Genomic DNA, 13865 nt, shown 5'->3' on the forward strand with positions numbered 1-13865 from the left:
ATTCACCCGGACGTGGCCGTCCAGGCTACTTTAATTTAGCCAGATCAATGGATTCCGAATAGGCAGATTACGTAGCACTTCCTCCACCTGCGGGTCATGGTCGAGTTTCTTCCAGGTATCGAGCCACTCATTTTGCTTGTAAGCCACAGCGCCAAAAACCAGAAACGGCTGCGCAACGGGCCAGTCATTCCAGTACATGACGTCGGGTTTTAATGGCCAACTCGCTTTGTTGACGACAAAAGGGTGCAGATACGTAATGCCCTGGCGAATGCTACGTCCATCGGGTGTCTGATACGTCCAGAGGTTATCGGTGGGTGTCGATAAAATCTGACAGATCGTCGTCATGGCGTCGAGGTTAAACAGTGAGTACCCATACGGTTTGGTTCGGCGCAACTCCTGCGGAAAGCTCCCATCAGCCGCCATCTGCTCGGGTAGCAATACGTTCCTGTAGCGATTTCGGCAGAAGGTCAGGAGTGAATCGTTGTTCGTGAGTCGGGCAAACGAAGCAACCTGCATCACCCAGCACGTACCGTGGTTGTTTTTGGCGTTCATCTCATCTTTCCCGTACGGATGCGTCGTCAGCCAGGTTAGGTAGTCCGCAAACCAGCGTCGGATGGCGGCTACTGATTGTTTGTTGACACTCTTTGCCTGTTCTATCGCCCGCAGCCCCTGCGCCACTTCCATCAGGTGAATCGTATCGATAATGCCAATACCCCGACCGGTAAATCGCCCTTTGATCGCCTGCGCATACAGCAGCGACGGGTTCATTCGCGTAGCGGAATCAACGAACCAGGCGTTCAGATGCCGAAACGCCTGCCGAACGTAGCGCTCATCGTGCGTTAATACGTACGCGGAAGCCAGCGCGCCTACAATCCGACTGAATCGAATCATCGCCTGCCGGTGGGCCACGAAGTTATCGGGGTTCGTCATCCCATCGCGCTGAATATACGGGCCTTGTCGGTTTGTCGAATCCGGCCACCAATAATCGCCCTCCGAAAAGAAATCGTGTTTCCCACCCGCGCTTCGGACGGAGGTTTGCGCCGTTACGGTAACGGGTTCCTGCTGCATCGCCCAACGTGCTTCGGCCAGACTATGCGGTTTCAACGTAGCCACAAGAACCGTTCGCTCAACCGATTGACCATAGACAATTCCCACCGACAGTTGGCAGATCATTAGGCAATACGTCAGGAATTGACTATACATGGATCAGGAAAGTTAAAGCACAATGGACAGGATATAAACGAGTAACGAGATCAGCAGCATCAGCGATCCGATCTCCGCCAGGGTTACGGTAAACCTGTCTTTTCTCACTCGTTCCGTTCATCTAGTTTTTACACTGCAAGTTTAGCACTGGACAGCTATCTAGATGTTACGTCAATTGCTCAAAAAGGAGGACAAATCGTTCAGTGGGTTAAAAACCGTTCAAAAGGGTGGACAGAGCGTTCAATTTAGATTATTCCATTATTTTTTATTCACATGGCAATTAATATTGCTCCATCGAGCAAATTTTATACACCCGTTTAAGGCTATGTGTAAACCTTTATCTTCTAAAATTTTTCTGTTAGTTCTCTACGGCTGTCTGGTATTCCTGCTGATCAGTAGGAATGCGGCCGGTCAAACCGTACCGTCAGGTAGCGGACAAAATTCGTCCACTGCCCGCCAAACATACAAATTCACGGGACGGGTCCTTGACGAAAAAGGCACCGGTCTGCCGGGCGCAACGGTTGTGCTGAAAAACGACGCCAGAAGCGGAACCACCTCCGATGCCGACGGCAAATTCACGATCAATGTTCCGACGGGTGGCGGCACGCTGGCTGTATCGGCGATTGGGTACCTGGGAAAAGAAGTCGCCATTACCAGCGAAACGACCATTGACGTAACGATGGCCCCCGATATCAAGACGCTGAATGAGGTAGTCGTTGTCGGGTACGGTACGCAGAAAAAGGAAAACCTCACGGGCGCCGTAGCAGCCATTACCATCGACGACAAAATTTCGAGTCGCACACTCGCTAACGTATCGTCGGGATTATCGGGACTGGTACCAGGCTTGTCGGTGCAGCAATCGACTGGGCAGGCAGGACGTAGCGGAGCCGCGCTGATCATTCGCGGACTGGGTACAGTCAATAATTCCGGGCCGCTCATTGTGGTGGACGGTATGCCGGACGTCGATATCAACCGGATCGACATGAACGACGTAGCGAGCATTTCAGTGCTGAAAGATGCCGCGTCGGCATCGGTGTATGGATCGCGGGCGTCGAACGGGGTGGTATTGATCACAACCAAGAATGGCTCACAGAACAAGAAAGCGCAGATCAGTTATACCGGCACGTACGGGCTCTCGCAGCCAACCAATTTCTACACCTATTTCGCCGACTATCCGCGTTCGCTGACCATGCACTTGCGGGCCTCAGGAGCCGGCGCGTCGTCCACTACGTATCGCTACGGAACGGTGGAAGAATGGCTTTCTAAAGGCCTGGTCGATCCCATCAAATACCCGAATACGGACTGGTGGAAGACAATTTTGCGCGACAATGGCCGGATACAGACGCACAACCTGTCGGCAGCGGGTGGTACCGATAAAATGAACTTCTATTTGTCGGCCGGTATCTACGACGAACTAGGTGTGTTGATCGAGCACGATTACAAACGCTACAACACCCGGTTCAATCTGGATTACAAAGTTCGCGACAACATCAAAGTCGGCATTCGGATGGACGGTCAATGGTCGAAACAGAAATTTGCCAACTCGGAAGGGCTCATTACGTATAGCGGCACCGCGGGCTACGACATTCGTTACGCGATTGCCGGTATTCTGCCGTATAACGATGCCACAAATCAGTATGGTGGCATCATGGCCTACGGCGAAGATGCCTTTGCGCGAAACATGCTCTCGCTGTTTCAGGTCAACCACAACTTTCGGGATCGTCAGGAAATTAACGCCAACCTCTACGGCGAATGGACCCTGCTGCCAGGATTGACACTCCGTGGCGACTACGGACTACGTTATTACAATCAATTCACCAAATCCTACTCTGACCCAACCGACGAGTGGAATTTTCAGACGGGTCTGTTATCCCGTAACCTGGTAGCTCCCAGCGCGGGTATCAGCAACAGCACGAACCAAGGCTTTAAAACCCTGCTTCAGGGCCGTGCTACGTATAACAAGACTTTATTCGGCAATCATCAGCTAAGTTTATTGGCGGCCTATACGGAAGAATACTGGTTTAACCGCAACCTGTCGGCCAGTCGTCAGGACCGGATCAACCCACTGCTGAGCGAAATCGACGCGGCTCTAACGACGACCCAGGCCGCTGGTGGTAACTCTGACGCCGAGGGACTTCGGTCGGGAATTGGCCGGATCAACTACGTAATCAACGACAAATATCTGTTCGAGGCCAACGCCCGCTACGACGGTTCCAGCAAGTTTCTGCCGGGGTTTCAGTATGGCTTCTTCCCGTCGGCTTCGGCTGGCTGGCGTTTCTCGGAGGAACCCTTTTTCAAACGTTTCTCGTCAGTGGTGTCGTCGGGTAAGGTCCGGGCGTCGATTGGGAAATTGGGGAATAACTCGGGCGTGGGTCGCTACGAACAGCGCGACATTTTCAACCTGACCAACTACATTCTCAACGGCAAGATTGTGAAAGGCTTCAGCTCGGCGAAGATCATCAACGAAGATTTCTCCTGGGAAGAAACCAACGTAACGAACCTGGGGCTTGACCTGGCGTTCTTCGGCGGTCGACTAACGAGCGAAATTGATTTTTATCAGAAACTGACCACGGGTATGATTCGTCCGTCGTCGCTGTCGTCGTTTTTGTCGGGTTACAACGCGCCACGGGTCAACATCGGCAAGCTCCAGAACCGGGGTATGGAAATGAACCTGACGTACCGGGCGAAAGTGCGGGATGCAAACGTAGGCGCTACGTTGAACATGGCCTTCAACCGAAACAAGCTGCTGGAATGGAATGAATTTCTGGGCAAGGGCTATACCTACCTGAACCTCCCCTACCATTTCGCCTACAGCCGCGTATCGACGGGAATTGCGCAGAGCTGGGAAGATATTGCCAATGCGCCGTTCCAGGGCCAATATTTTTCGCCGGGCGATATTCTGTACAAAGACCTAAACGGCGACGGGCAGGTGAACGACGAGGACCGGCTAGCCCAACCGCAGTTTAACCGCGATCAGCCACTGGCTACGTACGGTCTGAATTTATTCGGCAACTGGCGCGGCTTCGACTTAAGCATTCTGTGGCAGGGCGCTAGTGGGCGCAAAGATTTCTGGCTGGAACCGTTCAATCAGGTGAACGTACCCTCGACACGGAACGCTTTCCAGGATTACCATTGGAACGATACGTGGAGCCTAGACAACCGAAGCGCTTCCTTACCCCGGCTCCTCACCGGATCAGGTGGCAACAACCAGGCGGAATCAACTTTCTGGCTGGATGACTTTAGCTACCTGCGGTTGAAAAACATTCAGGCGGGTTATAACATCCCCAGCAAATACACGAGTCGCATCGGGGTAAGTAAGTTACGGCTTTACTGCACGGCTGAAAACCTGCTCACGTTCACTCGGTACCGGGGCGTCGATCCTGAGAAAAGCACCAGCGTGGATGGAGCTGACAACCAGGATGACCCGTTCCCACTACTGAAATCGTATTCGTTCGGCCTTAACCTAAGCTTCTAATCAAACCGATCAGGTACCACGGGCTTCAGCCCGTTTTGGAATTCGATAGGAAAACGGGCTGAAGCCTGTGGTACCTGATTGCTCAGCTTTTTACTCATGAAACGACTGTCTTATTTATACCTTCTGCTGGGTGTGGCGCTGTTTACGGTTGCCTGTACGGAAGACCTGCTCGATCAGGTTCCGACCACCCAACTTTCGTCGGATTTATTCTGGAAAACGACCGACGACGCTGTTTTTGCTGTCAACGGCGTGTATGACGCCAACCGCACCACCTTCGACCGGGATTATTATTTCGATGGGGCTGGTGAGTTTGTCCACACACGCGGCACCAGCAACAATCAGGGCTCATTCAGTCCCGGCGCCATTGGATCAGCAACAAACGCGACCACAGGCGGCAACTTTGGCTTTTTGTGGGGTGATTGTTACCGGGCTATCAACCGGGCAAATTACGTACTAGGGAACATCGGTACGTTACGGGCCAATCTCAAATCGCCCACGGATCTGGCTTTGATGGATCGGCTCGTTGGTGAAGTCCGGTTTCTGCGTGCCATCAACTATTTCCGGCTGATCGATTTATGGGGCGACGTGCCTTATTTCACCACCAGGCTGAATGGAAATGCTGAAGCCTATTCACTGACCCGGACGCCCCGCGCGGTGGTGAAAGATTCGATCATTGCTGATTTGGCCTATGCGGCAAACGTATTACCCGAAACGTACACGGGCGATAATCTGGGTCGGGCGTCTAAACTGGCCGCCTGGGCCTTTAGTGGAAAAGTGAATCTGTTCTGGGCCTGCTGGATGAAAACGGCGGGAAATGGAGCCGACGCTCAGAAACATTATACAGCCGCAGCCGCTGATTTCAAGAAGATCATCGACAAAAACATCCCGCTCTTCCGCGGGGGCGAACCCGGTCCGGCCGATAATCCCAACTACTGGCATCTGTTTCAGTATTTCAACGAATACGATCCCGAAATTATCTTTTCAGTGCAGTTTGGCGGACCTCTGCTCAGCCAGGGCGAGGAACTAATGCGCGATTTTGGCACCCGTAATACCGGAAACGCCCAGTGTTGGGTAGCACCAACGTACCGTCTGGCTAATCGGTACCAATTGGTCAGCACGGGTGATTTTGCCACACCGCTTGTTCTCTCCAGAACCACTACGTTGCTCAATAGCGCGACAAATCCCCGATCATACGTTGGGCGTGATTACCGGATGCGGGCAACCATGCTTTGGGATGAACAGAAGATGCTACGTCTCTCGACGGACGGGTTAACTGTTCAGGACAGCATTCCGTTCCGGTTCGGCAGCCGCGATGGGGTTACATACATTAACTACGACGGTGCTCCGGCTGGCTACATTTTCCGAAAATGGGTACGGCAAACGGGCGGCATTGGCCGTAGCGACGGCCCGCAGGACATTTACCTGATGCGCCTACCCGACGTGTGGCTGATGTATGCTGAAGCAGTCAACGAGGTAAACGGAGGACCTACACCCGAACTCTTCACCTTACTCAACCGTATCCGGCGTCGGGGAAATCTGCCTGCTCTGGTTCAATCCAAATTTTCGACCAAGGCTGATTTTTTCAAGGCCATCGAACAGGAACGTATCGTGGAGCTGGTAGCCGAAGGGCAGCGTTTCTTCGACATTCGGCGCTGGCGCAAAGCGGAAGAGATCTGGCCCGCGCCAGGTGGTCAGGTCCTCTACGACTCGCAGGGAACCCGTATCCGCGATGAGTTTGTTAACGCACCCGATCGGAACTACCAGCGGTACTACATCTTCCAGATTCCGACCAGTGAGATTGAAGTAAACGCCAAAATTATTCAGAACGACCCCTGGCTTTAATTGTGCGGTCGGGTTTTGAACCCGACCGGCGAGGTTTCTTAAAACCTAATTTACCACCAATACACGAGGTTTTGAACCGCTCGGGCGGCCCCGCTGACATCACTAAAAAATACAAAAACATGAAAACAACGATTCTTCATAAATTCTTTGGATTCCTGGCCATCATCGGTCTGCTTTCCTGTAGTAAAGACCCCGTCGATGAGTCTGGTTTGCTGATAACAGGCCGGTCGCAGTGTTTCATGACGTTTTTCGACCTGCTGGGATCTGACCATCGCACCGTATTGGTAAGTGGCCAGACGGTCATCGACACAACGAACCTGACGGTTACTGCTGTCGCAAGATATGGTACGTATATGCAGCGCGTGAAGCCTTATTGCAGCGTCGTCACGGATGCCATCGTTGAGCCGACCATGGGCATCTGGACCGACTATTCGCAGCCTCAGAAATACACCGTTGTATCGGGCAATCGCCAGGTTCGTAAAACGTACACAGTCACTGTAACGGTTCAGAAATAACCCATAACCCTATCGCTGATTATGAAAACGATAACACATTCTGTGCTGCCGGTTCTGGGAATTCTTTTCCTGACGCTGGGTTGCCAGACGAAGGACCCCGCACCGGATACGTTAAAAAACGATTTGCTCAAGAAAACGACCGGCCCCGCCGTCGTGGGCGATCGAATTGAGTTTGCCTACGCCATCGGCACCACGGAAGGCGACCTGAGAAACGTACGCGCCGAAGCGTCGATTCCAGGAACAACCGGAACCGGATTCAGCCGTTTTTCCTGGTACACTAACCGTAATACAGGCGTTGATCAACCCGTACAGACAGCCGCCGATACGGTAACGAACGGAGCCGTTTCGACTGCTAACATCATCGACCAAGCCACGAATAAAGCCATTACGTTACGGTACTTTTATTACCCAACCGACGAAGCCAAAGGCAAGGATGTGTCCTTCCGGTTCAGCGGTACGTCCTCAACGGGTAAGGAAGTCAGCTTTCAGTCGCCTGCTTACCGGGTTAGTAGTATGGACATGAAACGGTCACTCGCTCTTGTCGACGGGGCCAAAGCCTACGTATCGATTGCCGACATGGCCGTGTATACCAAAGCGGAAGTCGAGCAAAACAACTTGGCGAACAAGATCGACTTTGTCTACATTTACCGGGCCACGCTGGGTGCGTATGCGTTCGGTCACGCGTTGGTGGCACCTTCCAATCCCGATTATTTGAAGGACGTAACGCTACCAACCGGTCTGGCAAAACCCCGCACGGCGATCGACAAGCGCGTCGACGTGAAGGACGCTCAACTGCGCGGTACGACTGGCTTCGATGTGTATATCGACGATATTGACCTGCAACAAGCGACCTTTCCCAATACGGCTGATTATGCCTATGGGTTGACGGCCGATCAGGGCGCGTTCGTCAAAACCGCCGATGGTGCCTACGCAGCTTATATCTATGTCAATTCGGTCAATAACACAACGAAGTCAATGACCGTCAGCATCAAGCGACTAAAGCTGAATTAACAGTCAAGGTTCGGCCAGTGCGGTAGTCTCCAGACTGGAGCGCCAGCCCGGTACGCCGAACTGTAAGCTTATCAACCCATGCACAAACTCTCCGCCATCGGATTCCTGCTTTGTACGTTGCTCATTGCTAATACGCTGGCGCAATCCATCCAGGAACCGCCTGTATTTCTGAATGCAAAGCTGCTGAAAGCCAACAAAGAGCAAATTCAAAAAGGCAATCATACGCTGGTAACGGCGCAAAAAAGTCTACTGGCAAAGGCCGATCAGACGCTAACAAAGGAAACGTATTCCGTTACGTCGAAAAGCAAAACACCCCCCAGTGGCGACAAGCACGACTACATGAGCGTGGGACCGTATTGGTGGCCAGATTCGACAAAAGCCAATGGTTTGCCGTATATCCGGAAAGATGGTCAGGTCAATCCCGAACGTTTCTCTATCAAAGATTCGGATTACATCAGTGCGTTGTGTAACGACGTAGAACTGCTGGCCGTCGCTTATTATTTCTCCGACGACGAGAAATACGCCCGTCGCGCGGCAGAGTTACTACGTGTCTGGTTTCTGAATTCCGAAACAAAGATGAATCCGAACCTGAATTATGGGCAGGCGATTCCAGGAATCACCGACGGGCGGGGCATTGGCCTGATTGATACGCGGGCGCTGGCGAAACTGGTCAATGCCGTTCAGTTGCTTAAAGGTTCGAAAGCCTGGCCACAGACGGATCATGTGGCGTTGCAAGGTTGGTTTCGTCAATTTTTGGCCTGGATGCAAACGAGTCCGGTCGGCAAAGATGAAGAAGACGAGCACAACAATCACGGTACGTATTACGACGTTCAGGCGGTTGCCTTTGCGTTGTTTCTCGGTGATACTGCGCTGGCAAAACAGATTCTGGAGCAAAAGACGACAAAGCGAATTCAGAGTCAGTTGAACGAAGACGGTAGTCAGCCGCATGAACTGGCCCGCACCGTCTCCTGGGGGTATTCGGTCATGAATCTGAAAGGCTTTTTTATTCTGGCCCAGTTAGCCGAAAATGTACAAACGGATTTGTGGCGCTACGTAACACCCGACGGAAAAAGCATTGAAAAGGCATTTCTCTGGATGGTTCCGTATGCCGAAGGCAAAAAAACATGGGAGCATAAGCAGATCAAAGCCCTGCATACCGACGATTTCAGTCCGCTCGAAACGGTGGCTATTTCGAAATACAAACCGACAGATTTGCCAGCACTAACGCAGTATAAGCATTCGGACAACAGTCTTTTTGTTCTAACGAATACATTATTCTAGGTACCACGGGTTTTAACCCGTTCTTAGGCCAATCGCTGGACGGGTTAAAACCCGTGGTACCTTTCCTCACCCACTGGTCTCACATTATGAAAACCGTTTTCGCTCTGGTACTGACCATTTTTATCGGCCTCTCGGCTTTTGCTCAGAATCAGAATCTGCTGAGTGGTAAATTTTCAAATGACGCGCTCAAAAAAGTACTGATTCCGCAAGCGCAATGGACGCCTTTTCCGAAACGGGACGATCGGGCCGGATGGGCCAAAGCTGATCCGGAAATGATGAAAGCCTACGTAAAAAAGGCGGAATCGTTTTTGACGTATCAATGGCCGGGCGTTCCGGCAACCAAATCGCTGCTGATCGAACGTACTGGTGACCGCGATCAATATCAGGCCGTTAGTTTTCAAAAGCGGGAAGTGCTGGGGACGTTGCTATTGGGAGAAATTGCCGAAAACAAAGGACGATTTATCGACCAGATCATCGACGGCGTCTGGTCAATCTGTGAAGAATCGTTCTGGGGCGCATCGGCGCATCTGCCGAAGGGAAAAGCATACATGGGTTTAGTCGATGTATCGCAACCGTTTGTCGATTTGTTTGCAGCCGAGACCGCTACGTATCTGGCCTGGGTCGATTATTACGTGGGGGATAAGCTGGATGCCGTTTCGCCACAGGTTCGCAAACGGATTTATAACGAAACCAACTACCGGGTTTTTCAGCCACTGATGACCAAACCACACGGCTGGATGACGAAAAATTCAAACGGCCGTCCACCGAATAACTGGAATCCCTGGATTGGCTCTAACTGGTTAAACGCCATTCTACTGCTGGAAAAAGACGACGACAAACGAGCGGCCTCCGTGGCGAAACTCCTGAGCGTGCTGGACGAGTTTCTCAACCCGTATCCACAGGACGGTGGCTGCGATGAAGGGCCGAGTTACTGGGGCGCAGCAGCCGCTTCGCTCTACGACAACATTGCCATGCTGAACACGGCCAGCAACAACGCGTTTCAATACGTCTACGCCGACGAAAAATTCCGCAACATGGGCCGGTTTATTTATCGCGCTCAGATTAGCGAGAAGTATTTCCTGAACTTCGCCGATGCCGATCCGCAACCCGGTATGGCCGCTACGATGATTTATCGATACGGAAAAGCCATTAACGACCCCGACATGATGAAGTTTGGTGCGTTTTACCGCAAGCCCGAAGACGGTTCGATTGGACGATTCCATTATTTCCGGAACTTCTATTCGCTGTTTATGCAGGAGGAATTCCAGAAAGCTCCACAAGGATTACCGTTACCCAAAAATGTCTGGCTGCCCGATCTTCAGGTCTTTGCCGCCCGCGACCAGGCCGGAACAACCAAGGGCTTCTACGTAGCCGCCAAAGGAGGGCATAACGATGAAAGCCATAACCACAACGATGTCGGCAACTACGTCGTCTACTATGATGGTCAGCCGCTCTTGATCGACGTAGGTCGAGGAACATATACCGCCAAAACGTTCAGTAGCAAGCGGTACGACATCTGGTACAACTGTTCGGATTACCACAATCTGCCGACCATCAACGGGCAGAATCAGCCGCCCGGCATGACCTATAAAGCCAGTAACGTATCGTATAAAGCAGATGACGCAGCTACGCAGTTTGCCGTCGATATTGCGCAGGCGTATTCAAAAGAAGCTGGCGTAAAAAACTGGCAACGTACCGTGCGTCTGAATCGGGGTAAGAGCGTTCAGATCAGCGACGTATTTAACCTTCAATCGGCGAATACGCTAACGCAGCACCTCATGACATGCTATCCTGCTGAAGTCGGGAATCCGGGCGAACTGATCATTCATTACAAGCCTGCCACAGGTGAGGCTCACGACTTTGTTGTTCAATACAATCCTAAACAGCTGCAGCCGGTTGTCGAGAAAGTAAAGCTGGAAAATGCCGAGGACAAAGGCATCATTACTAAATGGGGCGACACGATTTACCGCATCAATTTCACTACGTTGACCCCTAAGATGTCTGATAAACAGAGTTTTACGATTATGCGTAAGTGACTATAGCTGTATCCACGGGCTACGTTTAACTTCAGCCAGTGAATACAACCTACTACTCCATCAGCGATTGATAGAGGGCTAAATAGTGTTGAGCGCTTTTATTCCAGTCGAACCGGGCAGCATTTTGTATGATCTGTTCCTGACTTACTGTGGTTCCGTATGCCCTCATGCCCTGTTGGTATACTTCCTGGATTGTACTGGCTTCAAAATCAGGAAAGTAAAAAGCTGCGCTACCGCCAACTTCGGGCAACGAAGTGAGTGTGGACAGAAAAACCGGTTTGCCAAACTGCATCGCTTCGATAACGGGGAGGCCAAAGCCTTCGGCCAGAGACGGATGCACAAGCGCTTTGCAATGCCGCAAGTACCACACCTTATCCGACTCGGAAACCCTCCCGAGCAAATGCATGCGTTCCTGAACGCCCATTTTTTGGGCTGATTGCTCCATCCGGGCCACGTAGTCTGGATCGTCCTGATGGCCGATAACGATCAGCTCCAGGTCTGGATTATCCTGCAAGAGGGGCAGCAACACGTGAAAATTCTTCTTCTGGTTCAGATAGCCGATGCCCAGCAGAAACTCTCGTTTAGGTTTGTAAGCCACTACGTCACCAATCGCATCGGGTAGTTTATTCTGTCCGTTATAGATGACCTGGATAGGCTTATCCCCTACCGAACAATGGGTCAGTACGTCGTTTTTGGTAAATTCAGAGATGCAAACGACAGCATCGCTCTGGTCAATCAGCGATTGCGTATGCGCGAGGCTTTTTTGCTGAACGGCTTCCGGTTTACCTTCGTGCAGTACGTTCAGGTCGTGTACCGTGAGGACAACCTTTAGCTTTGGAAATCGTTTTTTATTCGGCAAAATCCGCCCGGACTGAAACGGAGCGTGCCATATCCGGCAGTCCATCAGAAAGGGTTGAATAAATTTATGCCATTTCCGTTCTATTAAATGATACGGCTCGGGACTGAGAATCAGTTTCTTTCTGGGAGGCAGGTACATCTGCATCAACGGTTGGTGCTCGTCTGCCAGTAACTGGTTGATGGCTTCCCCCAGATTCTGGCAGTAATAATACAAGCCAGTGTGCGGGAATTTCATCAAATTGCAATCAAAAATTATTCGGGACATAAGTCTATAGAGAGAAACCAAGTCACTAAAATTTGATTTTTTTAATTTTATGCAACATTAGCCTCCATTCGTGGGTATTATTTGTTAAATGTTAGTCATCATTCCATCCCTTACTCTTCCATTCGGGTCAATTATAGGAGTAGTTCTGTTACAAACACAGTGGCCAGGTGTGCCGTATCAATATGGCCGCTTGCTATTTATATCCAATAAGAATAACATCTTTGTTGGTCCTGTGTTTTTATGCTAATCAACCTGTTAAACAACCTTGTGAGGTCCTTATACTATGTGTCGCATTATTTTCGATTGTGAGCGGATGAAGTACGTCAATACAGGATTGTATTATTACTGCCTCAATCTGGGCACTGCCCTTCAGCAACATACCCTTCAGGAACAGTTATCCGTTTTCATTCCCGATCAGGTTCGGTCGGTTTTTGGTCCTTCGCTACCAAGCCTTGCTCAGCACTCCTTACAGAAATTCTTTATGCCGTCGGTCAGTAAGTTTCAGATCTGGCACAGTACGTATCAAAGTTCTCATTACCTGCCTCAACGGAATAAACGCATAAAAGTACTACTCACGATTCACGATCTTAATTTTCTGCACGAAGATAAGCCAGACCAGAAAAAAGAGCGGGATCTGAAACATGTGCAACGTAATATTGACCGAAGTGATGCCATCGTCTGTATTTCTGAATTCACTAAAAACGATGTGCTGACCCATTGTAATACGTCTGGCAAACCCATTTACATGATCTACAACGGCACCAATGGCTTACCTAAGCCATCGCTGGAAGCTAGTTCATACCGTCCAGAGGTGCCGTTTTTGTTTAACATAGGGACTATTGCCCGCAAAAAGAATCAGCATCAAATCTTACCTTTGCTGCAAAGTAACCCGGAGCTGGAACTGGTTCTGGCGGGGCGGCACGAAGACAAAGATTACGCGCATTTTCTGAAACGACACGCCTGCGAATTAAATGTCGAAGACCGAATGCATTTGGTGTCGGAAGTAACGGAAGGAGAGAAATCCTGGTATTATCATAATTGTCAGGCGGTCGTGATGCCTTCTTTAGCCGAAGGTTTTGGTCTTCCGGTTACCGAAGCAATGTCTGTTGGTAAACCCGTGTTTCTATCAAAACATACCGCTTTGCCCGAAATAGGAAAGGATCTGGCCTTTTATTTTCATGACCTGGACAACATGCACGGCGATTTTATGGCGGGAATGAACCATTATAGAAACGCAGGCAGTCAGTTGAAGGAAGCTATGAAAAATCATAGTGCTACCTTTAATTGGAACGACTCGGCCAGAAAATACATTGAAGTATATCGGTCATTAACTTAACGACTCTGGAATGACTTCGGATTCGGCTGAGTTCAGAACGATC

9 protein-coding genes are annotated in these 13865 nt (G+C 50.7%); 7 read left to right on the plus strand and 2 right to left on the minus strand.

The window, feature by feature from the left end; all coding sequences use genetic code 11:
• Window positions 1-30 precede the first annotated feature (30 nt).
• Window positions 31-1203, minus strand: coding sequence for an alginate lyase family protein (locus IC230_RS28105; protein ID WP_191042394.1), 1173 nt, complete (start codon window positions 1201-1203; stop codon window positions 31-33).
• Between the two features lie 325 nt (window positions 1204-1528).
• Here IC230_RS28105 and IC230_RS28110 point away from each other — a divergent pair, with 325 nt between their 5' ends.
• The 6 genes from IC230_RS28110 to IC230_RS28135 all read left to right on the plus strand — a co-directional run bounded on the left by IC230_RS28110 (window position 1529) and on the right by IC230_RS28135 (window position 11363).
• Complete coding sequence (locus IC230_RS28110; protein ID WP_191042395.1) at window positions 1529-4678, plus strand: SusC/RagA family TonB-linked outer membrane protein; 3150 nt, start codon at window positions 1529-1531, stop codon at window positions 4676-4678.
• Window positions 4679-4774: 96 nt separating this feature from the next.
• On the plus strand, window positions 4775-6520 hold the full coding sequence (locus IC230_RS28115; RefSeq protein ID WP_191042396.1) for a RagB/SusD family nutrient uptake outer membrane protein: 1746 nt from the start codon (window positions 4775-4777) through the stop codon (window positions 6518-6520).
• Between the two features lie 119 nt (window positions 6521-6639).
• Window positions 6640-7035: a hypothetical protein gene (locus IC230_RS28120; protein ID WP_191042397.1), complete on the plus strand. Its 396-nt coding sequence runs from the start codon at window positions 6640-6642 to the stop codon at window positions 7033-7035.
• A 21-nt stretch (window positions 7036-7056) separates the two neighbouring features.
• Complete coding sequence (locus IC230_RS28125; RefSeq protein WP_191042398.1) at window positions 7057-8046, plus strand: DUF4466 family protein; 990 nt, start codon at window positions 7057-7059, stop codon at window positions 8044-8046.
• 78 nt (window positions 8047-8124) lie between these two features.
• Window positions 8125-9327, plus strand: a complete 1203-nt coding sequence (locus IC230_RS28130) for an alginate lyase family protein (protein ID WP_191042399.1) — start codon at window positions 8125-8127, stop codon at window positions 9325-9327.
• Window positions 9328-9413: 86 nt separating this feature from the next.
• Window positions 9414-11363, plus strand: a complete 1950-nt coding sequence (locus IC230_RS28135; RefSeq protein ID WP_191042400.1) for a heparinase II/III domain-containing protein — start codon at window positions 9414-9416, stop codon at window positions 11361-11363.
• Between the two features lie 52 nt (window positions 11364-11415).
• Here IC230_RS28135 and IC230_RS28140 read toward each other — a convergent pair whose 3' ends face one another.
• Complete coding sequence (locus tag IC230_RS28140; RefSeq protein WP_191042401.1) at window positions 11416-12456, minus strand: glycosyltransferase family 4 protein; 1041 nt, start codon at window positions 12454-12456, stop codon at window positions 11416-11418.
• 313 nt (window positions 12457-12769) lie between these two features.
• Between IC230_RS28140 and IC230_RS28145 the strand changes: the two genes are divergently transcribed.
• Entirely contained in the window at window positions 12770-13822 is a 1053-nt protein-coding gene (locus IC230_RS28145) for a glycosyltransferase family 4 protein (RefSeq protein WP_191042402.1), read from the plus strand.
• Window positions 13823-13865: the final 43 nt, after the last annotated feature.

Origin of the sequence: Spirosoma validum (assembly GCF_014699035.1) — a bacterium.
GTDB classification, from domain to species: Bacteria; Bacteroidota; Bacteroidia; order Cytophagales; family Spirosomataceae; genus Spirosoma; species Spirosoma validum.

What these genes read in the sequence shown, in the direction of transcription:
- IC230_RS28105 (WP_191042394.1), bottom strand. Translation starts at nt 1,203, where the DNA reads ATGTATAGTCAATTCCTGACGTATTGCCTAATGATCTGCCAACTGTCG.
- IC230_RS28110 (WP_191042395.1), top strand. Translation starts at nt 1,529, where the DNA reads ATGTGTAAACCTTTATCTTCTAAAATTTTTCTGTTAGTTCTCTACGGC.
- IC230_RS28115 (WP_191042396.1), top strand. Translation starts at nt 4,775, where the DNA reads ATGAAACGACTGTCTTATTTATACCTTCTGCTGGGTGTGGCGCTGTTT.
- IC230_RS28120 (WP_191042397.1), top strand. Translation starts at nt 6,640, where the DNA reads ATGAAAACAACGATTCTTCATAAATTCTTTGGATTCCTGGCCATCATC.
- IC230_RS28125 (WP_191042398.1), top strand. Translation starts at nt 7,057, where the DNA reads ATGAAAACGATAACACATTCTGTGCTGCCGGTTCTGGGAATTCTTTTC.
- IC230_RS28130 (WP_191042399.1), top strand. Translation starts at nt 8,125, where the DNA reads ATGCACAAACTCTCCGCCATCGGATTCCTGCTTTGTACGTTGCTCATT.
- IC230_RS28135 (WP_191042400.1), top strand. Translation starts at nt 9,414, where the DNA reads ATGAAAACCGTTTTCGCTCTGGTACTGACCATTTTTATCGGCCTCTCG.
- IC230_RS28140 (WP_191042401.1), bottom strand. Translation starts at nt 12,456, where the DNA reads ATGAAATTCCCGCACACTGGCTTGTATTATTACTGCCAGAATCTGGGG.
- IC230_RS28145 (WP_191042402.1), top strand. Translation starts at nt 12,770, where the DNA reads ATGTGTCGCATTATTTTCGATTGTGAGCGGATGAAGTACGTCAATACA.